This is a genomic window from Sphingopyxis sp. GW821-FHT02C12 (assembly GCF_059421785.1).
Window position 1 is genome coordinate 1,746,032 of record NZ_JBWKVQ010000001.1, and the last position, 24,621, is coordinate 1,770,652.

The 24,621-nt window shown below is 66.5% G+C and carries 24 protein-coding genes; 10 read left to right on the plus strand and 14 right to left on the minus strand.

Annotated elements, in window-relative coordinates; translation table 11 throughout:
• Nucleotides 1-165 precede the first annotated feature (165 nt).
• From map to AC07U1_RS08295, 5 genes are all read right to left on the minus strand, one after another.
• A complete protein-coding gene (gene map, locus AC07U1_RS08275; protein ID WP_492737314.1) occupies nt 166-1,008 on the minus strand; it encodes a type I methionyl aminopeptidase in 843 nt (280 codons plus the stop codon).
• A gap of 51 nt (nt 1,009-1,059) precedes the next feature.
• Nucleotides 1,060-2,127, minus strand: coding sequence for a hypothetical protein (locus AC07U1_RS08280; protein WP_495176857.1), 1,068 nt, complete (start codon nt 2,125-2,127; stop codon nt 1,060-1,062).
• 225 nt (nt 2,128-2,352) lie between these two features.
• Nucleotides 2,353-4,698, minus strand: a complete 2,346-nt coding sequence (gene clpA / locus AC07U1_RS08285) for an ATP-dependent Clp protease ATP-binding subunit ClpA (protein ID WP_492737308.1) — start codon at nt 4,696-4,698, stop codon at nt 2,353-2,355.
• Between the two features lie 339 nt (nt 4,699-5,037).
• A complete protein-coding gene (locus AC07U1_RS08290) occupies nt 5,038-5,304 on the minus strand; it encodes a hypothetical protein (protein WP_056345575.1) in 267 nt (88 codons plus the stop codon).
• 32 nt (nt 5,305-5,336) lie between these two features.
• Nucleotides 5,337-5,534: a DUF1192 domain-containing protein gene (locus AC07U1_RS08295; protein ID WP_187140999.1), complete on the minus strand. Its 198-nt coding sequence runs from the start codon at nt 5,532-5,534 to the stop codon at nt 5,337-5,339.
• Nucleotides 5,535-5,640: 106 nt separating this feature from the next.
• On the opposite strand from AC07U1_RS08295, the gene AC07U1_RS08300 reads away from it, so the two are divergent.
• The 6 genes from AC07U1_RS08300 to AC07U1_RS08325 all read left to right on the plus strand — a co-directional run bounded on the left by AC07U1_RS08300 (nt 5,641) and on the right by AC07U1_RS08325 (nt 10,851).
• Entirely contained in the window at nt 5,641-6,642 is a 1,002-nt protein-coding gene (locus AC07U1_RS08300; RefSeq protein ID WP_495176856.1) for an NAD(P)H-quinone oxidoreductase, read from the plus strand.
• Nucleotides 6,643-6,726: 84 nt separating this feature from the next.
• Entirely contained in the window at nt 6,727-7,185 is a 459-nt protein-coding gene (locus tag AC07U1_RS08305; protein ID WP_200937990.1) for a MaoC family dehydratase, read from the plus strand.
• A 27-nt stretch (nt 7,186-7,212) separates the two neighbouring features.
• Nucleotides 7,213-7,836 (plus strand): glutathione S-transferase family protein, encoded by a 624-nt coding sequence (locus tag AC07U1_RS08310; protein ID WP_187141000.1) that lies wholly within the window; start codon nt 7,213-7,215, stop codon nt 7,834-7,836.
• 232 nt (nt 7,837-8,068) lie between these two features.
• Nucleotides 8,069-8,728, plus strand: coding sequence for a DUF1013 domain-containing protein (locus tag AC07U1_RS08315; RefSeq protein ID WP_056347151.1), 660 nt, complete (start codon nt 8,069-8,071; stop codon nt 8,726-8,728).
• A 3-nt stretch (nt 8,729-8,731) separates the two neighbouring features.
• Nucleotides 8,732-9,874 carry an MBL fold metallo-hydrolase gene (locus AC07U1_RS08320; protein ID WP_495176855.1) on the plus strand — a complete coding sequence of 381 codons (1,143 nt, stop codon included), beginning with the start codon at nt 8,732-8,734 and terminating at the stop codon, nt 9,872-9,874.
• A complete protein-coding gene (locus AC07U1_RS08325; RefSeq protein WP_495176854.1) occupies nt 9,871-10,851 on the plus strand; it encodes a TraB/GumN family protein in 981 nt (326 codons plus the stop codon). The genes AC07U1_RS08320 and AC07U1_RS08325 overlap by 4 nt, the downstream gene beginning before the upstream one ends.
• On the opposite strand, the gene AC07U1_RS08330 is transcribed toward AC07U1_RS08325, so the two are convergent.
• Nucleotides 10,823-11,098, minus strand: coding sequence for a hypothetical protein (locus tag AC07U1_RS08330; protein WP_495176853.1), 276 nt, complete (start codon nt 11,096-11,098; stop codon nt 10,823-10,825). The two genes, AC07U1_RS08325 and AC07U1_RS08330, sit on opposite strands and share 29 nt — an antisense overlap.
• Nucleotides 11,099-11,230: 132 nt before the next feature.
• On the opposite strand from AC07U1_RS08330, the gene AC07U1_RS08335 reads away from it, so the two are divergent.
• Entirely contained in the window at nt 11,231-12,412 is a 1,182-nt protein-coding gene (locus AC07U1_RS08335; RefSeq protein ID WP_495176852.1) for a DUF481 domain-containing protein, read from the plus strand.
• Nucleotides 12,413-12,518: 106 nt separating this feature from the next.
• Here AC07U1_RS08335 and AC07U1_RS08340 read toward each other — a convergent pair whose 3' ends face one another.
• The gene (locus tag AC07U1_RS08340; RefSeq protein WP_495176851.1) at nt 12,519-12,974 is read right to left on the minus strand and encodes a VOC family protein; all 456 of its coding nucleotides are present in this window, start codon (nt 12,972-12,974) and stop codon (nt 12,519-12,521) included.
• A gap of 10 nt (nt 12,975-12,984) precedes the next feature.
• Nucleotides 12,985-14,520 (minus strand): M20/M25/M40 family metallo-hydrolase, encoded by a 1,536-nt coding sequence (locus AC07U1_RS08345; protein ID WP_187141003.1) that lies wholly within the window; start codon nt 14,518-14,520, stop codon nt 12,985-12,987.
• Between the two features lie 121 nt (nt 14,521-14,641).
• Between AC07U1_RS08345 and AC07U1_RS08350 the strand changes: the two genes are divergently transcribed.
• The gene (locus AC07U1_RS08350) at nt 14,642-15,460 is read left to right on the plus strand and encodes an SDR family NAD(P)-dependent oxidoreductase (RefSeq protein WP_495176850.1); all 819 of its coding nucleotides are present in this window, start codon (nt 14,642-14,644) and stop codon (nt 15,458-15,460) included.
• On the opposite strand, the gene AC07U1_RS08355 is transcribed toward AC07U1_RS08350, so the two are convergent.
• From AC07U1_RS08355 to AC07U1_RS08380, 6 genes are all read right to left on the minus strand, one after another.
• Entirely contained in the window at nt 15,457-16,335 is an 879-nt protein-coding gene (locus tag AC07U1_RS08355) for a hypothetical protein (RefSeq protein WP_495176849.1), read from the minus strand. The two genes, AC07U1_RS08350 and AC07U1_RS08355, sit on opposite strands and share 4 nt — an antisense overlap.
• Before the next feature lie 13 nt (nt 16,336-16,348).
• A complete protein-coding gene (locus AC07U1_RS08360) occupies nt 16,349-17,872 on the minus strand; it encodes a fumarate hydratase (RefSeq protein WP_495176848.1) in 1,524 nt (507 codons plus the stop codon).
• A gap of 340 nt (nt 17,873-18,212) precedes the next feature.
• Nucleotides 18,213-19,079, minus strand: a complete 867-nt coding sequence (locus AC07U1_RS08365; protein ID WP_495176847.1) for a hypothetical protein — start codon at nt 19,077-19,079, stop codon at nt 18,213-18,215.
• Between the two features lie 32 nt (nt 19,080-19,111).
• A complete protein-coding gene (locus tag AC07U1_RS08370) occupies nt 19,112-19,576 on the minus strand; it encodes a Fur family transcriptional regulator (protein WP_056345603.1) in 465 nt (154 codons plus the stop codon).
• Nucleotides 19,577-19,689: 113 nt separating this feature from the next.
• Nucleotides 19,690-20,124 (minus strand): MerC domain-containing protein, encoded by a 435-nt coding sequence (locus tag AC07U1_RS08375; protein WP_082544899.1) that lies wholly within the window; start codon nt 20,122-20,124, stop codon nt 19,690-19,692.
• Between the two features lie 139 nt (nt 20,125-20,263).
• Nucleotides 20,264-21,931, minus strand: coding sequence for an AMP-binding protein (locus AC07U1_RS08380; RefSeq protein WP_495176846.1), 1,668 nt, complete (start codon nt 21,929-21,931; stop codon nt 20,264-20,266).
• Between the two features lie 147 nt (nt 21,932-22,078).
• On the opposite strand from AC07U1_RS08380, the gene AC07U1_RS08385 reads away from it, so the two are divergent.
• Nucleotides 22,079-22,615 (plus strand): hypothetical protein, encoded by a 537-nt coding sequence (locus AC07U1_RS08385; protein ID WP_495176845.1) that lies wholly within the window; start codon nt 22,079-22,081, stop codon nt 22,613-22,615.
• 37 nt (nt 22,616-22,652) lie between these two features.
• The gene (gene pabB / locus AC07U1_RS08390; RefSeq protein WP_495176844.1) at nt 22,653-24,500 is read left to right on the plus strand and encodes an aminodeoxychorismate synthase component I; all 1,848 of its coding nucleotides are present in this window, start codon (nt 22,653-22,655) and stop codon (nt 24,498-24,500) included.
• Nucleotides 24,501-24,621 lie beyond the last annotated feature (121 nt).

A 24,621-nucleotide genomic window follows, 5' to 3' on the forward strand; every position in this document is an offset into this window, starting at 1 on the left:
CCCGAAGGGCGTAGCGTGCAAGCGGGAAAATGGGGGGCGGAGGGGGTGGGCGGCCTCTTGTCGTCACCCCGGGTTTGATCCGGGGTCCACGAAGGCCGGAGCGACGCTGGAAGTCATGGATCGCGGATCAAGTCCGGGATGACGAAATACAGATCGCCGGGCTGTTCAGCTTTGCCAGGGCGGGGCGTTCAGGCCCGTCGGGCTGGCGGTGAAAATCTCGCACCCCGTCTCGGTAATGCCGATGCTATGTTCGAACTGCGCCGAAAGCGAGCGGTCGCGGGTCACCGCGGTCCAGCCGTCGGCGAGCATCTTCACCGCATATTTGCCGGTGTTGATCATCGGTTCGATGGTGAAGAACATGCCGGGGCGCAGTTCGGGGCCGGTGCCGGGGCGGCCGGCGTGGACGACTTCGGGCGCGTCGTGGAACATCTGTCCCAGCCCATGGCCGCAGAAATCGCGGACGACCGAATAGCGATGCTTTTCGGCGTGGGTCTGGATCGCGTGCGCGACGTCGCCCATGCGGTTGCCGGGCTTCGCCTGCTCGATGCCGAGCATCAGGCATTCATAGGTGACCTCGACCAGCCGCTTCGCCTTGATCGGGACATCGCCGACCAGATACATGCGGCTGGTGTCGCCGTGCCAGCCGTCGATGATGCTGGTGACGTCGATGTTGACGATGTCGCCGTCGCGCACCGGCTTGTCGTCGGGGATGCCGTGGCAGACAACATGGTTGATGCTGGTGCAGCAGCTGTGGGTGAAGCCGCGGTATCCGAGCGTCGCCGGAATACCGCCACCGTCGAGCATCATCGTGCGAACGAGGTCGTCGATCGCACCGGTGGTCACCCCGGGCTGGACGAAGGGGACGAGCGCGTCGAGGATTTCGGCCGACAGCCGCCCCGCCTTGCGCATCCCGTCGAAGCCCGCCGCATCGTGCAGCTTGATCGTGCCGTCGCGCACGGGGGTGGTCGCGCCGGGCTCGCGGGTGGTCACGGAGACATAGTCGTACATGGGAGCGATATAGGCGATGCGGCGCCGAAATGCGAGAGCCGCCTCCCCGCGTCAAGACGCCCGGCTGAACAGCCCGAACAGTCCGCCGCGCGGTGCTTCCGGAATTGCGATCGCGTCGGGGTCGTCGCCGATCTTTTCGGCGCGCTGGCGCTGCCAGGCATAGAGCAGCATCTCATATTCATGGTCCGACAGTTCGTGCGACGGGCGGCCGTCGCCGAGGCCGGTGATGCTGTGGAACATCGCGTCCTGCGCGATGCTGAGATCGATGAACGCCTGCTGCTTGTCGGCGCGGAGCTGGCGGCGCGTGATCACGTTGCGGCGGTCGCGCCATTCGGCGATTTTCATTTCGGTTTCGGCCTGGAAGCGCGCCCGGTTCGCCTCGTCGCGCGCGTCGAGGATCGAGGCGATCTTGTCGTCGCCGGCGTGCGCGGTTTCGCACCAATAGCCGGCTTCATACCAGGGATCGACGTCGTGCGCGCCGCCGAGCAGCACCATCGGGCGGGGCAGGCCCTCGTTCGTCGCGTCGCGGACGAGCGCCTGATGGAAACGCAGGGTGATGAAATAGCGGCCGAGGCGATCGGCGACGACATCGACCGGCGCGGGTTCGCTGAAGGGGATGCGGCCGGGGGCATTGGCCGAGATCGCGCGATAGATGCGGCCGAGCCCGACGACGGTCAGGCTGTTGACGATGTCGCGAAACTCGCCCTGCCAGGGCGTGCTGGTGTCGGCGGCGGCGGCGTTGATGTCGGTAAGGTCGCCGTCGCCGAACGGAAAGGCCTCATCGTCGTAGAAATTGACTTCGAGCGGCCAGGCGTCGTCGTCGGGTTCGCAGTGCGCCGACAGGTCGACACCGATCGCGGTGACGGGGCCGGCGGCGGCGTGGCGTTCCTCGTCGCGCAGCACATCGGCGGCGAGTTCGTCCCAGCCGGTGACCCGCACCGCCGACAGCGGCCGCGCGAGGCAGAGCGAGGTGATCGGATGGACATGCGCGAGCAGTTCTTCGGTCAGGAAGGCGTCGAGCTCGTCGAAATTGCCGCTGCGCATCACGCTGTCGAACCAGCGGTCGAATTCGCGGAGCATATTCGCTTCGCCCAGCCATTGCTGCAATTGTGTCGTCATCGTCTGCCCCGGTCCCCCATTGTCAGGAGCGGCGGGCATAGCAGCAGGGGGTTGCGATCCGTTTAACGCGAACCAAGCATCAAGCGCCTCCCCTGCAGGGGAGGGGTTGGGGTGGAGGCCAGCGGCCTTGTGCAAGGTCGATGGCCCCCACTCGCTGTTACTACGGCCCGGCTACGCCGGTCCAAGTCTCGCTGCCCTCCCCTGAGGGGAGGGCGTTTTCGGTCGCTATTCGGCTTCCTTCTTCGCCTTGTCGGCTTTAGGCTTGGCTTTCGCCTTGCTCGCCTTGGGGGGCGCCGAGACGATTTCGAAGGTCAGCGGGTTGCCGACCTTGGCATCGTCGCCGGTCTTCATCTTCACCTTGACCTCGCCGCCATGGACGAGCTTGCCGAACAATAGCTCCTCGGCGAGCGGCTGCTTGATCTTTTCCTGGATCAGGCGGCCCATCGGACGCGCGCCGTACAGCTTGTCATAGCCCTTGCCGGTCAGCCATTCGCGCGCCGCTTCGTCGAGCTGGATATGGACGTTGCGGTCGGCGAGCTGCATTTCGAGCTGGAGGATGAACTTGTCGACGACGCGCGCGACCACTTCGGGCGGCAGATAGCCGAACGGCACGATCGCATCGAGGCGGTTGCGGAATTCGGGAGTGAAGAGATTCTTCACCGCTTCCTCCTGCACATCCTCGCGGGTGAAGGCGCCGAAGCCGATGCCTTCGCGCGCCATGTCGCTGGCGCCCGCATTGGTCGTCATGATCAGGATGACGTTGCGGAAGTCGACCGTCTTCCCGTGGTGATCGGTCAGCCGGCCATGATCCATCACCTGCAACAATATGTTGAACAGGTCGGGATGCGCCTTTTCGATCTCGTCGAGCAGCAGCACGCAATGCGGATTCTGGTCGATCGCATCGGTGAGCAGCCCGCCCTGATCATAACCGACATAGCCCGGAGGCGCACCGATCAGGCGCGACACACTGTGGCGCTCCATATATTCGGACATGTCGAAGCGCTGGAGCGGAATGCCCATGATCGACGCGAGCTGCTTGGCGACCTCGGTCTTGCCGACGCCGGTGGGGCCGCTGAACAGATAGTTGCCGATCGGCTTTTCGGGATCGCGCAGGCCCGCGCGGCTCAGCTTGATCGCCGACGACAGCACCTCGATCGCGGTGTTCTGGCCGAAGACGACGCGCTTCAGGTCGGTTTCGAGATTGGCGAGCGTCGCCTTGTCGTCGCTCGACACCGATTTGGGCGGGATGCGCGCCATCGTCGCGATGACCTGCTCGATCTCCTTCGCCGTAATCGTCTTTTTGCGCTTCGACGGAGCGACGAGCATCTGCATCGCGCCGACCTCGTCGATCACGTCGATCGCCTTGTCGGGCAATTTGCGGTCGTTGATGTAGCGCGCCGACAGGTCGACCGCGGCGTTGATCGCATCCTGCGTATAACGCACCTGGTGATGCGCCTCGAACGCGCTGCGCAGCCCGGCGAGGATTTTCTTGGTATCCTCGAGGCTCGGTTCGATCACGTCGATCTTCTGGAAGCGGCGCAGCAGCGCGCGATCCTTTTCGAAGTGATTGCGGAACTCCTTGTAGGTCGTCGAGCCGATGCAGCGGATCACGCCGCCCGACAGTGCGGGTTTCAAGAGATTCGACGCGTCCATCGCGCCGCCGCTGGTCGCGCCGGCGCCGATCACCGTGTGAATCTCGTCGATGAACAGGATCGCGTGAGGCAGCCCTTCGAGCTCGGTGACGACCTGTTTCAGCCGTTCCTCGAAATCGCCGCGATAACGCGTGCCCGCGAGCAAGGCGCCCATGTCGAGCGAATAGATGACCGCGGGCAGCAGCACCTCGGGCACGTCGCCTTCGATGATCTTGCGCGCGAGACCTTCGGCGATCGCGGTCTTGCCGACGCCGGGATCACCCACATAAAGCGGGTTGTTCTTCGACCGGCGGCAAAGGATCTGGATCGTGCGATCGACCTCGGCGGTGCGGCCGATCAGCGGATCGACCTTGCCGACCTTGGCCTTTTCGTTGAGGTTGACGGTGAACTGGTCGAGCGCGGTCTCTTTTTTGTTCTTCGCGTCTGCCTTGTCCTTCGTTTCTTCCTTTTCCTCGGGCTCGGCCTGCGGCGAGGGCTTGCCGCCCTTGCCGACGCCGTGGCTGAGGTAGGAGACCGCGTCGAGGCGCGTCAAATCCTGCTGCTGCAGGAAATAGACGGCATAGCTTTCGCGTTCGGAGAAGAGCGCGACGAGGACGTTGGCGCCGGTCACCTCATCCTTGCCCGACGACTGGACGTGCAGGATCGCGCGCTGGACGACGCGCTGGAATCCGCTCGTCGGCGACGGGTCGCTGTGTCCTTCGACCTTCAGGCTGTCGAGTTCGGTGTCGAGATAATGGACGACCGCCGATTGCAGGTCGTCGAGCGCGACGCCGCAGGCGCGCATCACTTCGGCGGCATGATCGTCGTCGATCAGCGCGTAGAGCAGATGCTCGAGCGTCGCATATTCGTGATGGCGCTCGGAAGCCGCCTTCAGCGCATTGTGCAGGGTCTTTTCGAGGCTCTCCGAAAAGGACGGCATAGGCTTATCTCCTTGGGGACAAGCCGGGGAGAGGCCCGCCCGATAGACACAAGGTGGCGACGCCGCCGCCAGCCTGCAAGGGAAAAGCGGTCGGTGCCACGAATTTGCGCAGATCGGGGTTGGAATATGGTTAACGCGGCGTTGGGGATTGGGGTGGGAAGCGGACCTTGCCGATCCTCCCTGTCGCGCAGCGATGGGGAGGTGGCAGCCCGTAGGGCTGACGGAGGGGCCGACGCCGTCAAAGACTGGCGCGCGGCCGCGGCCCCTCCACCACCGCTTCGCGGCGGTCCCCCTCCCCACGGCTTCGCCGCAGGGAGGATTTATGCCCGCAACCGGTGGTCAGCCGTCATCCTCACCCGCCCTGTCGACCATATCCATGAAATCGCGGGCCAGATCGCGCTCGCCCGCGTCCTTGAACGCGACATCGAGGTCGGGCGCGACGCCGAGCATGTGCATCAACGCCCACAAGGCAAAGCGGCGGCCGGGGTTGGTTTCGAGGCCGAAATCGACGCGCATGCGTTCGGTGCCCGCGGCGAGCGCCTCGGGGTGGATCGCCGCAAGGTCGGCGGTGCCGAAATAGCGGGTCAGCTGGTCGTTGAAATCCATGGCGCCTTATGGAGCGAGTCCGGGCCGCGCGGCTAGCTTTTCTTGAACAAGGCGTCGGCGCTCAGCTTGTGGCTCGTCGCAAAGCTGATCCGCGCGCGCGTCCGTTCGATCTCTTCCTGCAAGACGACGATGCGGTCGTTCAGTTCGTCGACCGACAAGGGGTCGAGCGGCTGCTTGGTCAGCGCCGCCAGCACATCGTCGCGGCGGCGGGGTTCGTTGTCGTCGTCCATCGCCCGGATCCTTTTGTCCTCATGCTGTTGATCGGCGGCGAAACTGTTGACCCGCCGCCCCGCGCTGTCAATAAGGCGCGCCTGTGGGAAGCAGGGGGACCAAGACGTGACCAGCGTGCCGGAAAGCATGACCGCCATCGCGATAAGCGCGCCGGGCGGCCCCGAAGTTTTGGTGCCCGAAACGCGCCCCGTGCCGCGACCGGGACCGGGCGAGGTGCTGATCCGCGTCGCCGCAGCGGGGGTCAACCGCCCCGACGTGCTGCAGCGCATGGGCTTTTATCCGCCGCCGCCGGGGGCATCGGACCTGCCGGGGCTGGAGGTCGCGGGGACGATCGTCGCGGTCGGGCCGGGGGGCGACCCCGAACAGCTGGGGCAGGCGGTGTGCGCGCTGATCGCGGGCGGCGGCTATGCCGAATATTGCACCGCGCCGACGGGCAGCTGTTTGCCGGTGCCGAACGGCTTTTCGATGGCCGAGGCCGCAGCGCTGCCCGAAACGGTGTTCACCGTGTGGCACAATCTGTTCGAACGCGCCTGGGTGATGGAGGGCGAGACGGTGCTGGTCCATGGCGGCACCAGCGGCATCGGCACCACCGCGATCGGGCTGTGTAAATTGTTTGGCATCAAGGTGATCGTGACCTGCGGCAGCGCCGACAAATGCGCCGCGGCGACCGCGCTCGGTGCCGACTTGGCGGTCGATTATTCGAACGACGACTATGTCGCGGCGGTCAAGGCGTTCACCGACGGCAAGGGCGTCAACGCCGTGCTCGACATGGTCGGCGGCGACTATGTGCCGCGCAATCTCGAATGCCTCGCCGACGACGGGCGCCATGTCACCATCGCTTTCCAGCGCGGGGCGAAGGTCGAGATCGACATCAGCCAGGTGATGCGCCGCCGCCTGACGATGACCGGATCGACGCTGCGCGCGCGCAGCGCCGACTTCAAGGCGGCGCTGGCCGACGAAATCCACCGCACATTGTGGCCGCGCCTGGCGGAGGGCGCGTGGAAGCCCGCGATGGACCAAGCCTTTCCGCTCGCCGAAGCCGCCGCGGCGCACGCGCGGATGCAGGCGGGCGCGCATGTCGGGAAGATCGTGCTGACGGTCGAATGAGGCCGCCGCGCCTGTGGTTGACATAGGCGCCGAGAGCCATCACCGGGCGTTCCGGGTGCGGGGGTATCGGTTCCGGAGGTGATTTTGGCTGCGCATTCGCTCTTTCTCGAAGACCTTGAAATCGGGCAGGTCTGGACTGGCGGTCCGATCGAGATGACCGAGGCGGACATCATCCGCTTCGCCCGCGAATATGACCCGCAGCCGATGCATGTCGATGCCGAGGCAGCGGCCAGGGGACGCTTTGGCGGCCTGATCGCCAGCGGCTGGCATGTCGCTGCGGTCGTGATGCGCGAATTCGTCGATTCGGCGCCCTTCGGCGACACGCCGCTGCTCGGCCTCAAGGTCGACGACCTGCAGTGGCGGAGCGCGGTGCGGCCGGGCGATCTGCTGTCGATCCGGCGCGAAATCATCGATGTTCGCCGGTCCGACAGCAAACCCGATCGAGGGGTCCTGACCATGTTGATGACCGTGACCAACCAGCACGGCGCGGTGGCGATGTCCTTTGTCAACCTGATCCAGATACCGGCGCGCCAGGCCACTTAGCCGCGCGGAAAGAGCCTTGGGGGCATTATGAGCGAGAGACCGATCCTTCACGAATATGCGGCGAGCGGCAATTGCTACAAGATCCGGCTGACCGCGGCGCTGCTCGCCTATCCGATCGAACGGCGCGAATATGACATCATCGCCGGCGAGACGCGGACGCCTGCGTTTCTCGCGAAGGTCAACCCGAACGGGCGCATCCCGGTGCTGCAGATCGGCGACAAATTCCTGCCCGAAAGCAATGCCGCCTGTTTCTGGCTCGCCGACGGCACACATCTGGTGCCGCACGATCGCTTCGCGCGCGCCGACATGCTGCACTGGATGTTCTGGGAGCAATATAATCACGAGCCCAATGTCGCGACGCTGCGCTTCTGGATGAAATGGATCGGCGAAGCGAATTTGAGCGATGTGCAGCGGGCATTGGTGCCGGTGAAGCAGGAAGCGGGGGCGGCGGCGTTGGCGTTGATGGACGAGTATCTGGCGGGGCGCGACTGGCTGGTTGGCGCGGGACTGACGCTCGCCGATATCGCGCTTTATGCCTACACCCATGTCGCAGAGGACAGCGGGTTTTTCGCACTGGCGGACTATCCGGGGGTGCAGGCGTGGATCGCGCGGGTCGAGGGCGAGCCGGGTTTCGTGGCGATGGGGGATTAGTGGGAAGGCCGTATCGGACGGTTGCGGATAAATCCCGTTCGACACGAACGGAAATGGAGAGTGGTCTGGAAACCGCTCCAAGTCCGACATCTGCCCCGCCAATCCCCGCACTTGCCCCTTTTTCGAAACCGGCATATAGCCGCTGCCAATGTCCGGCCGCCCCGCGAGGGGCGGCCCTTATTATTTGCGCTTTTGGAGAGCAGTCATGGTCAACCCCGACGCCACCCCGTTGATGCCGCATGCGACCGCCGCCTGGCTGGTCGACAACACCGGCCTCACCTTCGTCCAGATCGCCGATTATTGCGGCATCCACATCCTCGAAGTGCAGGCGATCGCCGACGAGACCGCGGCGACCAAATATACCGGTCGCGATCCCGTTCGCGCGCACGAACTGTCGATGGACGAGATCGAAAAGGGTCAGAACGACCCGAACTACAAGCTCAAGATGAGCAAGCAGGCGCAGGACACGATCCGCCGCACCCGCGGCCCGCGCTACACCCCGGTCAGCAAGCGCCAGGACAAGCCCGACGGCATCGCGTGGATCCTGAAGAACCATCCCGAGGTTTCGGACGGCGCGATCGGCAAGCTGATCGGCACCACCCGCAACACGATCGGCGCGATCCGCGACCGCAGCCACTGGAACAGCGCGAACATCGTCGCCAAGGACCCGGTGACGCTCGGCCTCTGTTCGCAGCGTGAACTCGACGCGCTGGTCGCCAAGGCTGCGAAGAAGGCCGGTATCGCCGCGCCGACCGACAATCGTTTCGAGGGCGACCGCGAGGCGCTGCTCGAGGAACTGCGCGCCGAGCGCATCGCCGCGAACGAGCTGCGCGCCGCCGAGGAAGCCAGCGAAGCCGCGCTTGCCGCCGCGAACGACGAAACGGCGGCATAAGGCGTGGCGTCGGTCAGTGACGAAGAGGGTATTCCGGCGGCCAGCGGTTCGCCGGACGCCTCGCTGACCCAGGACGACAGTTTCACCGCGACGAGCCGCGCCGGGTTGACCTATCCCTGGGGCGACGCCGCACCGGGAGTGGGCGAGACGATCCGCATCGCGCCGGGGATTCGCTGGGCGCGCATCCCGATGCCCGGCTCGCTCGGCCATATCAACAGCTGGCTGCTCGACGACGTTTCAAGTGACGGAGGGGACGGCGTCGCCGTGGTCGACACCGGCGTCTGCCTGACCATCTGTTCGGACGCGTGGAAGGCGCTTTACGCCGGCGCGCTTGCCGACACGCGGATCACCCGTGTCATTGGCACCCACCTGCACCCCGACCATATCGGCCTTGCCGGCTGGATCGCGAAGAAGAAGGGCGTCCAGCTGTGGATGACGCGCGGCGAAATGCTGACCGCGCGAATGATCGTTGGCGACACCAGCGACACGGCGCCCGACGAGGCGCTGGCGCAGTCGCGCGCCGCCGGTTGGGACGAGGCGGCGATCGAGCGGCAGAAGAGCGAGGGCTGGGGCCGCTTCGGCCTGATGGTCTATCCGCTGCCGCGCAGCTACCAGCGGATCAAGGACGGCGATGTGCTCGACATGGGCGCACACCAGTGGCGCGTCGTTGTCGGGTCGGGGCACAGCCCCGAACATGCGTGCCTGTGGAACGAGCGCGAGGGCGTGCTGGTGTCGGGCGACCAGGTGCTGCCGCGGATCAGTTCGAACGTGTCGATCAATATCACCGAACCCGGTGCCGATCCGCTGGGCGAATGGCTCGATTCGATCGACAAGCTGATCGCGACGGTGCCCGGCGACGTCCTGACCTGCCCCGCGCATGGCGAACCGTTCAAGGGATTGCACGTCCGGCTGATGGCGCTGCGCGACGAGCATCGCATGCGGCTCTATAATCTGGCCGAGGCGATCGCGAAGGCGCCGATGCGCGCGGTGGAGTCCTTCCCGCTGCTGTTCAACCGCCCGATCGGCCCGGACCAGCTGGGCATGGCGACCGGCGAGGCGCTCGCGCATCTGAAGCGGCTCGAGGTCGAAGGGCGCGTCCGGCGTGAGGATCGCGACGGGGTGTGGTGGTACCACGGCGTCGCGTGACCGCGCGCGGCGTTCTGATCGCCGCGCTGCTGGCGGCGACGACGCCGCATGTAATGGCGACCGAGCCCGCCGCCGCCCCAACCGCGACAGGCGAAACCACCGACGAGATCGTCGTCACCGCGCGCCGGTCGGGCGCCCCGATGTGGACGATCAAGACGCCGACGGGCGCGGTGATCCTGGTCGGCGAAATCCGCAACGTGCCGAAAGCGACGCCATGGCGTCCCGAGCGACTGGAGGGCGCGACCGAGCGCGCGCAGCGGGTCATCCTGGGGACCAAGGCGAAGGTGTCGCCGGGCGACATATTGCGGCTGATCTTCAAGGGTGGCGGACTGACCAAATTGCCCAAGGATCGCGTCGCCGCAGACTATCTCGACGTGGATCAGATCGCGCGGCTGCGGGCGCTCGAGGCGCGGTTCGATCAGGATTATGCGCAGAAGAATTTCCTGATGACCGCGTTCGATCTGCTCGCGAAGCGGCTCGCCTTCAACCGCGACACGGCCGACGACGCGTCCGATATCGTCCGCAAGGCGGCGAACCGCGCCGACATTCCGGCGCAGCCGGTGGGCGAGATGCGCGGCGAGGACATGCTCGACAATCTGTTCGCGGCGGCTCCCGAAACGCATATCCCCTGCCTCGACGCGGCGATGACGGCGACCGAGGCCGGCGGCGATATCGTCGCCGCGCGCGGGCAGGCGTGGACCGAGTTCGACGTGCCGGCGGTGATGGCCAACCCGCTCGAAAGGGCGCTCGGGCGCTGCTGGCCATGGACCAACGACGGCTTCGGCCCGGCGCTGCGCCAGCAGTGGGTCGGCGCGATCAATGATGCGGCGGCGAAGCCCGGCGTGACGCTGGCGGTGGTGCCGTTGCTGGTGCTCGCCGAACCCGACGGGGTGCTCGACCGGCTGCGGGCGCAGGGCCTGCCGATCGTCGGGCCGGCGTGGACCGCGCCTATTTCGGCCGGTGCATCACCCAGCTGAACGCCATCGCGTTGAAGATGGTGTAGAGGCCGTAGAGCAGAAGCCCGGTGAACCAGTTGCGCGTCGCGATCGCCATCGCGCCGACGAGCAGCAGGAACTCGAAGACATAGGTGATATTCGGGCCGACCTTGTCGGTGAACGGCCGGAGCATCTCCTGCAACAGCGGGTCGTCGCTTTCCATGAACGCGCGGTGCATCGCGAAATTGCCGATGCCGGCGCCGAAAATGGCGATGATCGCGATCCACATAGGTTTGCAAATGGGACAGCCGGGGTGGAAATGCCAGCGACTTTCGGGTTATAGGGCGCCATCGAACGTGCGCAGGCCCGCGCGATCGGTCGAACGAACCCGGCTTCTGCCCCCAAGCGAAGGACGTCTTCGGTGACCTCTCTCCCCCGACTGGCCGCGCTTTGCCTGCCGCTCGCCCTTGCGATTCTGCCCGCGCATGCGGCACAGGATCCCGCGATGCCGCTCCAGCCCGACCCGGCGCTCGCCGACCCGTTGCTGGTCGAACCGCTCCCGCTGATGCTGATGGATCCCGACCCGCCCTTGCCCGATGCGGTGCGCGCGATGATCGACGCCGCCTTCGCGAGCGGCGAGGACAGCGATGTCGAAGCGGTGGTCAGGCTCGCCCGCAGGACCAATCCGGGCAGCCGGGGCGAGATCGACGCGCTGATCGCCTATTACCGGAGCGCGAACCCCGCGGTGGTGCCGCCCGATCCGGTGAGCGACATGCTGACCGCGGCCATCGCGAGCGGCAAGGACGCCGATGTCGAAGCCGTCGCCAAGCTGGCGAAAGCGGCCAATCCCGACGACGCGGCGGAAATCGACGCGCGGGTCGTCGCCTATCGCGCCGAGCGGCAACGGCTGAAGGACGAAGCGGCGGCGGCGGTGCGCGCCAAATTGGCGGCGGCGAAATTCTGGGAAAACTGGAAGGGCGAGGGGCAGATCGGCGGATCGCTGAGCACTGGCAACACCAAATCGGCGGGGCTGAGCGCGGGGCTGGCGCTGGCGCGCAAGGGGATCGACTGGACGCACAAATTGCGGTTGCAGGCCGATTATCAGCGCACCAACGGCCGTACCTCGATCGAACGTTATCTCGGCGAGGTCGAGCCGCAATATCGGCTGAGCGACCGCGGCTTCGTCTATGGGCTGGGGCGCTGGGAGAAGGATCGCATCCTCGGCTATGACAGCCGCTGGAACCTGTCGGGCGGGCTCGGTTACAAGCTGATCGACAGCAAGTCGGTGGCACTCAGCCTGAAGGGCGGGCCGGCATGGCGACGCACCGATTTCGTGCGCGGCGACATCGACAATGAACTGACCGCGCTCGCCGGACTCGACTTCGGCTGGCAATTGTCACCGACGCTGCGGCTGACGCAGGTCGCCTCGACCGTCGTCGGCGAGGCAAACAGCTCGACCAGTTCGCTGACCTCGCTCAACGCCAAGCTGAGCGGAAAATTGTCGGCACGGATCGCCTATTCGGCACAGATCGATTCGAGCCCGCCGCCGGGGGTGGAGAGCGTCGATACGCAGACGCGATTCACGTTGGTGTACGGGTTTTAGATCAGCGTCATTGCGAGCGAAGCGAAGCAATCCAGGGCGGATTACGCCCACGCTGGATTGCCGCGTCGCTTTGCTCCTCGCAATGACGAAGAGCGAGAACGGCCAGCTAGTCGAACACCTCCGCCCCGCCGATCGTCTCGCCCTCCGCCAGCAACCCGACCCCCGGCACATGGTTGAACTCGATCCGGATGCCGTCGGGGTCCTCGAACAGGATTGAATAATAGCCGGGCGCCCAGGGTTCCTCCTGCGGGCCGTGGACCAAGACGATGTCGCCGCGATTCTTGAGGAATTCATGGATCGCATCGACCGCGGCGCGGTCGCGCAGGCGGAAGCAGGCGTGGTGGAGGCCGGGGGCGCCCTGGTCGAAGCGCTTGCCGGCGTTCTCGGGGCTGCCGGTGCGGATGCCGATCGCGGTGCGCCCGCCGACGCCATAGAGCATCGCGTCGCTGTCGAGTACGATCTTGAGATCGAGATAGGTGATGACGTCGCGCCAGAAAGCCGTCGAGCGGGCGAAGTCGCCTGCGGTCAGGATGACGTGCGCGACGCCGTTGAGGTCGGTCATTTGCCCCTCCCTATTTGATGGCGGCGAGGGTGTAGAGGAACTCGGCGAAGCCCATCGTCGCATCGACCAGCCCCGCGACCTTGGGGTTGGTCGAATCGATCAGATAATATTCGTTCGGCGCGTGCGCGCCGCCACCGTGGCCGGTGCCGAAATGGCCCGCCGGGATCGACACCGGCGGCGCGGTGAAGGTCGCGCCGGGCCAGCTGCCCGCGAGCCGCGCGTTGATGTTGGTCGCGATGCCGAGTTTTTTGTAGGTCGCGAGCTCGGTGCGGATGAGGCGGCTGTCCTCGGCGACCTCGGTCGGGTCGTAACCGCCCGACACGTTCATCTCGACGTCGGTGAAGCCATGTTTGTCGAGATGCGCGCGCAGCTTCTTTTCGGCCTCGGCGCGCGTCTGGTTGGGGACGAGGCGCAGGTCGAGCTTGGCGACCGCGCGGCCGGGCAGCACGGTCTTGCCGCCGGGGCCGGTGTAACCCGCGACCAGCCCCTCGATATTGACCGTCGGTTCCTGCGCTAGGCGGATCAGCGCGTCGTCATATTTGAGGTTGTCGATCCAGACATTGACCCCCAGCGCCTTTTTGTCGGCGGCTTCGTCGGCGGTCTTCGCGGCTTCGCGGATCAGCGTCTTTTCGCGGTCGGTGAGCGGGCGGACATTTTCGAACCAGCCTTCGATCGCGGGGGTGTTGCCGTCGGGAGTGACCAGCGTCTGTAGCGCCTGCACCAGCCGCCAGGCGGGCGAGTCGATCATCGCCTTGAGGCTGCTATGCACGTCGCCCTTCGGGCCGCGGCCCCATTTCTCGCCGCTCGCGACCAGTTCGAGTTCGATGATCCCCTTCGATCCCAGGTTGACGTCGACCGCGCCGGTCTTGTCCTGCGACGGGAAGGGGATGAAGATGCCGTCGCATTTCTTGAGCGCGGCAAGGACATTGGGCTTGGTCGCGACCTGGCGGAAATGCGGCGAGCCGATCTCTTCCTCGCCCTCGCAGATCAGCACGATGTTGACCGGCAGCGTCGCCTTGGCGGCACGGATCGCGTGGAGCGCGGCGAGGAAGGCCGATTCCGGGCCCTTCTGGTTGGTCGCGCCGCGCCCGACGATCGCGGTTCCGAGGCCTTCCTTGGCGACGAACTTGCCCTCGAGCGGCGGCGACGACCATTCGGCGGGATCGAACTGTTTGACGTCGTACATGAAATAGATGCCGAGGGTGCGTTTGGCGCCGACGTCGATCGTGCCGAAGACCCCGGGATGGCCGTCGGTGGGCACGATCTCGACATTGGTGAAGCCCGCGTCGCGCGCGAGCTCGGCCATATAGGCCGCGCCCTCGGGCATGTTGCGGTTCTCGGCGGCGATCGAGGGCAGCGCGATCCAGTCGCGCAGCCGCTTGATCGAGGCTTCCTTGCCCGCCTCCGCCGCCTTACGGATCTCGGCCATCGGGCCGGTCGCGGCGAGCGACGGCAGCGGGCGCATCAGCATGGCGCCGGCGCCGAGCATCGCGGTGCCGCGAATCACGTCGCGGCGGTTCAAGCGGTCGAAGGTGCGGAAATCCATGCTGCGTCCCCTATGCGGTTTGGCCCCGGGCAAGTCTGGACGAACTGGCGTGGAAGGCAAGCTGGCGATTGACGATCGGCGCGGGGCGAGCCTAGCCTGATCCGCAAGGGAGGGCCGAGCGATGGATTTTGCTGGCAAATGCGTCGTGATCACCGGCGGCGCGACGGGGATCGGTTTTGCACTGGCGAAGCGGCTCGGGGTCACGGGGGCGAAGCTGATATTGTGCGAACCGCGCGAGGCGAAGCTGGCCGAGGCCGTGGCGGCGCTGGCGGCGCTCGGCATCGATGCGCGTGCCTTCGTCGGCGACGTGACCGATGCGGCTTCGGTCGAGGCGCTCGCCGACTTCGCCTGGGCGACGCATGGCCGCGCCGATGCGATCATCGCCAACGCTGGGGTCGGCGGGCCGCGTGCATCGGTGATCGATTGCGATCCGGCGGCGGCGCGCGCCTTGTTCGAGGTCAATTTCTGGGGGGTGTGGAACTGTATCCGCAGCTTCGGGCGCCGTTTTCAGGCCGACGGGCTTCCGGCCGGGATTTATTCCACCGCGTCGGAAAATGCGCTGTTCAACGCGGTGCGCGTGAAGGGCGGGGCCTATGTCGCGAGCAAGCATGCGGTGCTGGGGCTGATGGATATGCTGCGGAACGAGGTGTCGTCCGCGATCGAGGTCGGCGTGATCATCCCCGGCTGGGTCAAGTCCGACATGACGCGCCATGCCGAGCCCGCGATGGATGCCGATGCCTTTGCGGCGCGGATCGTGCCGCAGATGGAGGCGGGGCAATTCTACCTCGTCAGCCACCCCTATAATGTCGTGCGGATGGAGGAGCGCTGGGCCGAGGCCTATGCGGCGTTCGCCGATTATGCGCCGCGCGAGGACGGCGACGAAGCGATGGACGTTCAAAGGGCCATCGAATCGGGGGCGCCGGTAAGGCGCCGCGATTAAGGCAGATCGCCCGCCGCCATTGGCGCGGCGTCACCCACCCATTCCCAGCAGCAGCGGCTTTGCGGGGTCAGCTTCAGCGCCGCATTCATCGCCTCGACCGCGCCATCAGGCAAGGCGCTGATCCACGCGCCCTGGTCGGTCCACAGCCAGCCGAGGCGGCGGCCCGTATCGACCTCGCCCGCGCGCGCATCAATCGCGTGCGCTATGTACGAACTCGCATATTTGACCGCCCCGGCATATTCGATCGCGAGCGGCGATCCGCCCGCCTGCATCGCGATGCGGACCGGCACCGGGCCGTCGTGCGGCGGCCAGTCGGCGTCGACGGTCAGCTCGGAGATCGACACGCCTGCGATCCGCGCGAGATCTTCGACCTGTTTGCGCAGATACGCGGGTTCCTGTTCCGTTTTGGAATCGAGCATGACTAGGTTGGCCATGAAGCGCTTGGGCCGGGTGCCGGGATGGTAATAATCGAGTTCCCAGAGCGCGGTGAGGATGGTGTCGGGCTTCACGCTCTCGTCCATGTCGGCGACGCCGGGAAAGAAGAGCGCGGGATCGGGGGTTTCGGGCGCGAAGAGGTCATGTGCGGCCAGGACTGCCACGGTCTTGCGCACCGCCGTTTTGCGCGCGGGCGAGAGGTCGGGCGGCGGCGCGCGCGGCACGATCGGCGGCTGCGGTGCAGCGCGGCGACGGGCCAGGCCGGCGAGGTCGCGGAGGAATGACAGGATCACCGCCGCGCCGCCGGTGATGAGGGCGCCCATGAGGATCGAGAAGAAGAGGCGCGTGCCCGTGCCGGCGCCCGCGCCGAAGGGGACGATCAGGAAGAACAGCACCGCCACCCCAAGGGCGACGGTGAAGCATATCGGGAAGCGGCTCATGGTGGCGCGGCGCTCACGCCTTCTCCAGCAACCCTTCGTCCTTGATTCGCCTTTGCCACAGCGCGGGGGCATTGACGTGGACGTTCTGGCCTTCGCTGTCGACCGCGACGGTCACCGGGAAGTCCTGCACCTCGAATTCGTAGATCGCCTCCATGCCGAGGTCGGCGAAGCCGACGACCTTGCTGCCCTTGATCGCGCGCGCGACGAGATAGGCGGCGCCGCCGACCGCCATCAGATAGGCGCTCTTGTGCTTCGCGATCGCCTGCGTCGCGGCGGGGCCGCGTTCGGCCTTGCCGACGCAGGCGAGCAGGCCCTGATCGAGCATCATGTCCATGAACTTGTCCATGCGCGTCGCGGTGGTGGGACCTGCGGGGCCGACGATTTCCTCGCCGACCGGATCGACCGGGCCGACATAATAGATGACGCGGTCCTTGAACGCGACGGGCAGCTCTTCGCCCTTCGCCAGCATCTCGGCGATGCGTTTGTGCGCGGCGTCGCGGCCGGTGAGCATCTTGCCGTTGAGGAGCAGGCGGTCGCCCTGCTTCCAGCTCGCGACGACTTCGGGCGTGAGATTGTCAAGGTCGACGCGGATCGCCGCCTGGTCGGGTTTCCAGTCGATCTGTGGATAATCGGCAAGCACCGGCGGTTCGAGAAACGCCGGGCCGCTGCCGTCGAGCGTGACATGCGCGTGGCGGGTCGCCGCGCAGTTGGGGATCATCGCCACCGGCTTCGACGCGGCGTGGGTCGGCCAGTCGGCGATCTTGACGTCGAGCACGGTGGCGAGGCCGCCGAGGCCCTGCGCGCCGATGCCGAGCGCATTGACCTTTTCATACAGCTCGATGCGCAGTTCCTCGGTCGGGTTCGACGGACCGCGCGCGAGCAGCTCGGTCATATCGATCGGGTCCATCAGCGACTGCTTCGCCAGCAGCATCGCCTTTTCGGCGGTGCCGCCGATGCCGATGCCGAGCATGCCTGGCGGGCACCAGCCGGCGCCCATCTGCGGCACCATTTCGAGCACCCAGTCGACGATGCTGTCGGACGGGTTCAGCATCTTGAACTTCGACTTGTTCTCGCTGCCGCCGCCCTTCGCGGCGACGTCGATCACGACCTTGGCGCCGGGGACCATTTCGACATTGAGCACAGAGGGCGTGTTGTCCTTGGTGTTGACGCGGCTGAACGCGGGATCGGCGAGGATCGAGGCGCGCAGTTTGTTCTCGGGATGGAGATAGGCGCGGCGCACGCCCTCATCGACGACCTGCTGCAGGCTGCGGGGTGAGTCGAGGCGGCAGTCCATGCCCCATTTGATGAACACGGTGACGATGCCGGTGTCCTGGCAGATCGGGCGATGCCCCTCGGCGCACATGCGGCTGTTCGACAGAATCTGCGCCATCGCGTCCTTCGCGGCGGGCGAGACTTCGCGTTCATAAGCGGCACCGAGCGCGCGGATATAGTCCATCGGGTGGAAATAGCTGATGTACTGGAGCGCGTCGGCGATGGTTTCGACGAGGTCGTCCTCGCGGATGATGACGGTGTTCATGGGTGCAGTCCCCTTTGCCCTGTGTCAGGATTCGCCCGTGTCCCTAGACCCGCCGCGCCGCGACGAAAAGAGGCTAAGGGTCCGTACTCCCTTACAGCACCGTCGAGGCGCCCAAATGGCGAACAGGTCGGACCGAAAGGTGCGCCGGGAAGGCTGGTTGCCTTTCCAAGCGGCTTTCGGTTCGAGATGGAAGCCATTTGGACGTCCCGAAGGGATTTGACCAAAATGGCCCATTGCTTCGTCGAGAAGTCTCGAAATATTGACATATGTCTTCGCCTTCTCTCCTCGCAGTGGGCCATTTTGCCTCAAACCTCGACGGTGCTGTAAGGGAGTACGGACCCTAAATATCTTCCTTTCGGCGCCCGAAATGGCGGCGCTTGCCGGGCGCCAGCGAAATTTCGGGTTCGTCGCGATCGGCGGCGCGGCGGTGCGGGGTTTCGGGATCGAAATTGACCAGCGGCTCGCGGCGAACCAGCGCGTAGCATGCGCCGATCGCCGCCATGACGAGCAGCGCGAACCAGCCGGCGCCGATCACCGCGGTCAGCGTCCAGCCGAAGGCGGCGGGGGCGATCAACGCCATGATCGTCGCGAGGGTGGGGATGAGGACAAGCGTGCCGGCGAACTGCCACCATCGCCCCATCTGCACCATGGCATAGCCGATCGCGACATTGGTCAGGGTGAGCGCGAGGAATTTGGCCGCGACCGGCCAGGGCAGGCTGGCCATGGCGGGCGAATAATCGCCCAGCGTGAAGGCCGCCTGGATGTCGAACAGCAGCCAATTCTCATAAGCGTCGCAGAGCGCGGCGAAAATCGGCAGGGCGACAGCGGCGAGCAGCCAGCGCAGCCGGAGTTCGCGCCACAGCGCGAAACAGCCGCTGCCGAGGAAGGCGGCGTAGAGCAGCATGAACAGATAGTCCTGCTCGTTGCCCGCGCGCATCGCGGCGAGGCGGGCGACCTGCAACGGATCGGCGCTGGTGCCGAAGACCGCGAACAGATCGGCCTCGCCGCGTGCGAATTCGAAGGCGATGACCGGCGCGCCATAGCCGGGGTGGATCGCCGCGGCATCGGCCGGGAAGACCCGCCCGAGGTGAAGGCCGAACAGGAGCATGGCGGCCCCCATCGCGACGGTCAGCACCCACCAGCGGGTCGGGGCGGGCGGGCGCGTGCGCTGCGCCTCGATCCAGCGATGGAGCCCCCCGCCAGCCATTTACGGGTCCGGCGGGGTGCGATCGGGGCGCCCTATTGGCACTCGGCGCATTTGCCGCGCACTTCGATCACCGGGCGTTCGGCGGCAAAGCCGGTCGCGTCGGCGGCGGCGCGGACGCCGTCGGACAATTTGTCGTTGTCGATATGAACGGCGGACCCGCAGCTGTCGCAGATCAGGAAGATGCAGTCGTGGAGGCAACCGGGATGGCTGTTGGCGACAAAGGCATTGGCGCTTTCGACCCGGCGGACGAGGTTGTTCGCCACGAACAGGTCGAGGATGCGATAGACGCTGTTCGGCGCGACGCGCTTGCCGCGGTTCTTCGACACGATGTCGGCGATTTCATAGGCGCTGGCGGGCTTGCCGATCTCGGCGACGGCGTCAAAAATCTGCGCGCGCATGTCGGTCCAGGCTTCGCCCGCAGCCTCGAGCGCGGTCTGCGCGGCACTGGCGAGCGAGGCGCCACTGGCCTCGACGTGCGGATGATCATGCTTGCCCATCGGCGTTTCCTTATGCGCGTGGCCGAAATGGCGCGCGCCAATCTGCCCAACTGGGCACAATGTAGGCTCTTTGCGGGGGTGCCGCAAGCGGCGGACCGGTCCGTTTCGGCGCGCTAGTGCCGCGCCCGCCGGTTGAGGTCGTGGCCGAGCGCGACGATCGCGACGCCGATCATCGTCGCCAGCACTTCGCTGCCGTCATGCGGCCGCGACAGCGCGCCGCCCATCATGCCCAGCCCGAAACTGCCGACCGCGAAGGGCATCATATAGCCATGGCTGAGCACACCCGAGACGAGCGTGATCAGCGCGAAGCCGATCGCGACGACGAGGCCGACTTCGTGGAACAGGTGATTGTCGAACATCACCCCGCCGACCGAGGCGATCGAGGCGAAAAAGACCGTCGTCGCGAGGCAGTGGACGAGGCACAGCCCCGACAGGCCCATCGCCAGCTGGTCGCCCGACAGCGAGGTCAGCGGCTTCGAATCGCGCGCAGCCCGAACCAGCGCGCCGAGGCGCGTCGTGGCATGGTCGTGGCTGGCGACGTGGGTCACCCGATTCTCCGTTGGGGCAATTGCGATGGTGGATATGGCATATCATGACAAAGGTTACAATGTCTCATTGTCACAAGTCGCGCCCTCCCGTCACTCCCGCCTTCGCGGGGGTGACGAAGAAAAAGGGTGGCGGCAAAATTCACGCCCCCTCTTCCGCCCGCAAGGCCTTGCGATCGAGCTTCCCGATCATCGTCTTGGGCAAATTCAGCCGCACCTCGACCGCGTTCACCCGCTCATGCTTGCCGAGCTGCGGGTTGAGCCAGGCGGCGAGCGCTTCGCCGGAGACGTCGAAGCCGTCCTCGAGCGTCACGAACGCCTTGGGCGCCTCGCCGCGATAGGCGTCGGGGACGCCGAGGACGATCGCTTCCTTGACCGCGGGATGTTCATAGAGATGCGCCTCGATGACGCTGGGGTAGACCTTGAAGCCGCCGACCGCGATCATGTCCTTCAGTCGGTCGACGATCCGGACATAGCCGTCTTCGTCGATCACCGCGACGTCGCCGGTGCGCAGCCAGCCGTCTTCGGTGAAGCTGTCGCCATCGGCGTCGGCGCGGTTCCAATAGCCGCGCATGATCTGCGGGCCCTTGACGACCAGTTCCCCCGGTTCGCCCGCCGGGGCGTCCTTCATAGGGTCTTCCTTGTCGACGAGACGGATGTGCGTCGCGGGCAGCGGCTGGCCGATCGTCCCCGCCTTGACCGGGCCGGCATAGGGGTTGGTCGAGACGACGCCCGAACTTTCGGTGAGGCCATAGCCCTCGACCAGCGAAGCGCCCGTGGCGGCGACGAATTTCTCGCGGAGCTCGGCGGGCATCGGCGCCCCCCCCGAAATGCAGACGCGCAGGCTGGAGAAGTCGGTCTTCGCGAGGTCGGGATGGTCGAGCAGCGCCTGATACATCGTCGGCACGCCGGGCAGCGCGGTCGTTTTTGTGCGGGTGATCGCCTCCAGCGCCTGTTTGGCATCGAAACGCGGCAGCATCGCGATCATGCCGCCGTTGAGCACCGTGCGGTTGAGGACGCAGGTGTTGGCGAAGACATGGAAGAAGGGGAGGACGCCGAGGATGCGGTCGTCGGCGTCGTGATCGGGGTCGATGCTGTTGACCTGCCGCGCGTTGGCGGTGAGATTCTGGTGGGTCAGCATCGCGCCCTTCGGCGTGCCGGTGGTGCCGCCGGTGTACTGGATCAGCGCGACGTCGGTTTCGGGATCGATCGTTGCGGGTTCGTAATGGCCGTCATTGGCGACCAGCGCCGAGAAGCGGGTGACGCGGCTGTCGTCGGGCAGCGCCGAGACCTCCTTGCGGCGCAGCATCCGGTAGAGCAGCGACTTGGCGCCGGGCAATCCGCCAGCGACCGACCCGACGATCAACTGTTTCAGGCTCGATCCGTCGAGCACCTTCAAGGCGGTCGGCAGCAGCGCGGTCGCGCTCATCGTAAAGAGGATTTCGGTACCCGAATCCTCGACCTGCGCCTCGAGTTCGGTCGCGGTGTAGAGCGGCGAGAAATTGACCACCGTCGCCCCGGCGGCGAGTGCGCCATAATAGGCCGCGACATAATGCGGGACGTTGGGGAGGAAGAGGCCGATGCGCGTGCCCTTGCCGATGCCGCGTTCCTGCAGGCCCCTGGCGACGCGGGCGACCCCGTGCGCGACCTCGTTGTAGCTGAAATGGCGTCCCATGAAATCGAGCATCGGCGCATCGCGGCGCTTCGCGACGCTTGCGGCGAGCATGTCGGGGAGCGAGAGCGGCGGGAAATCCTGGTCCCAGGGCGTGGGGTGGTTGTAATTCGTCGACCAGGAAAAACCGCTATCCATCTCTATGCCAGATCCTTTTGCTCGGGGGGAAGCTTCCTGACACTAGGGTAAGCAAGCCAGTGTCGCAACAGGGCCAGCTTGCGGCGCGGCGGCGCGGCGGCTAGGCAGGGGCGATATCGTCCGCACGCCATATTTCAGGGGGTTTCGATGCTGCATCCGTCTTTCCGGCTGATCGCGCCGCTCGCCATTATCGCGACCGCCATGGCGGTTCCGGCCGTCGCCAGGGACAAGGCGCCGCCGCCGCTTCCGACGCAGATTCAGGAACTTTACGCGTGCCGCGACATCGGCGATGCGGCGGCGCGCCTTGCCTGTTTCGACCGCGAGGTCGGCGAACTGTCGGCGGCCGACCAGGCGAAGGAAATCACCTTCACCGACCGCGAGACCGCCAAGAAGACGCGGCGCGGGCTGTTCGGCTTCTCCTTCCCCAAGCTCGGCGGGATTTTCGGCGGCGACGAGGACGAGATCAGGGAAATCGAAACGACGATCCGTTCCGCGAGCATCGACCGGTCGGGCAAATATACGCTGGTGATGGAGGACGATGCGGTGTGGGTGCAGATCGACACCACCAAATTGCCGCGCCAGCCGAAGCCGGGGCAGAAGGTCAAGATCAAGACCGCGACGATGGGCAGCTATTTCGCGACGATCGATGGCGGCCGCACCATCCGCATGAAGCGCGACCGCTGATCGTGGCGGACGGCGGGGGCGACCCGCCGGGACGGAGATGACCGACGCCGCCGCCTTGCCGCTCCCCGGCCCGGGATGCGCGCCCTTCGTCCTGCTCGACGATGCGCGCGTCGAGGATGCCGTGGCGGCGCGGCTGTTCGCCGATCCGGTCGAGATTTTGCACGCCGACGGCGCCGCCGAAATTCCCGCGCTGCTCGACGCGGTCGAGGCGGCGGCAGCGCGCGGGCTGCATGTCGCGGGCTATCTCGTCTATGAAGGCGGCAAGGGGCTGGCGCCGGCGTGGCGCGGCGGTGCGCCCGCAGGCGACGGCACGCCGCTCGGCTGGTTCGGCCTGTTCGAGCGGGTCGAGCGGATCGACGCCGATGCCGTACCGGCGCGGTTGCCCGATCCGGCGGCGAGCTGGATCGGCGCGGTCGAACCGGGAATCGCGCGCGCCGATTACGAGGCCGCGGTCGAAGCGGTGCTGGCTTATATCCGCGCCGGCGACATCTATCAGGCGAACCTGACCTTTCGGGCCGCGGTGCCGGTCATCGGTAATCCGCTCGCGGTCTATGCGCGGCTGCGGCGGACGGCACGCGCGGGCTATGGCGGCTTTATCTGGACCGGCGAACAGGCGATCGCGTCGCTGTCGCCCGAGCTGTTCTTCGGCTTGCGCGGACGCGAGGCGATGGCGCGACCGATGAAGGGGACGGCGGCGCGGCTGGCCGATGACGACGCCGATGCCCATGCCGCGCGCACGCTGGCCACCGACCCCAAGCAGCGCGCCGAAAACCTGATGATCGTCGACCTGATCCGCAACGACCTGTCGCGCGTCGCGCGGCCGGGGTCGGTCGCGGTGCCCGACCTGTTTCGCGTCGAAAGCTTTCCGACGATCCATCAACTGGTGTCCGACGTCACCGCGACCTTGCCCGCCGACAAGGGCGCGGTCGACGTGCTGCGCGCCGCCTTCCCGTGTGGATCGATCACCGGCGCGCCGAAGGTGCGCGCGATGGAGGTCATCGACGAACTGGAGGCGAGCCCGCGCGGGCTTTACACCGGCTCGATCGGCTTCATCGAGCCCGGCGGTGACGCGGCGTTCAACGTCGCGATCCGCACGCTTGTGTTTCCGGCCGCCTGTCCACCGCTATCCGGCTTGCAGGATGGCCCGATTCGCGCCACGCTGGGACTGGGATCGGGCATCGTCGCCGACAGCCTGCCGTCGGAGGAATGGCGGGAGTGTCTGGCCAAGGGGGAATTTGTGGGGGCAGCGCGCGAAAGTTTCGACCTGATCGAAACGATGCTTTTCGATCCTGTCGAGGGGGTGCAGCGGCTTGAGGGGCATCTGGCGCGGATGAAGGCGAGCGCGGCGGCGCTGGGCTTCACCTTCGACCGGCACGGCGCGCGCAACGTCCTGCAATCGGCGACGTTCCGCCTGCGCAGCGCGGCGCGAGTGCGGATGCGGCTGGCGCCGTCGGGCGCGCTCGCGGTCGAGGTGTCGCCGCTGCCGCGCCTCGCCGAACTGCCGGTCCCCGTCGCGGTACGGCCGGCGCCGATGGCTGCCGACGATTTCCGCCTCGTCCACAAGACCAGCCTGCGCGCCGCCTTCGACGCCGCACGCAGCGAGGCCGGAACGGCGGAGGTGGTGTTCGTCGACGAACCTGGCTTCGTCACCGAGGGCAGCTGGAGCAGCATCTTCGTCGAGCGCGCCGGGCAATTGCTCACCCCGCCACTGTCGCTCGGGCTGTTGCCCGGGGTGCTGCGCGCCGAACTGATCGAGAAAGGGCGCGCGGTCGAATCGCACCTGCGCCTCGCGGACCTTGCCGATGGCTTTTTCATCGGCAACAGCTTGCGCGGGCTGATCCCGGCGCGGCTGGCGGGCGAGGCTCAAACCCAGTCGCCGGGATGACGGGCGGAGTTTAGGCCTGCATAGGTAAATTATCCCCGCATCGCCTTGCGATTTGCGGGCGGAAGCTTTAGGCGCGGCCCCGCGCAATTTTCTGCCAAATCGCTCGCTTCCAGTGCCAATC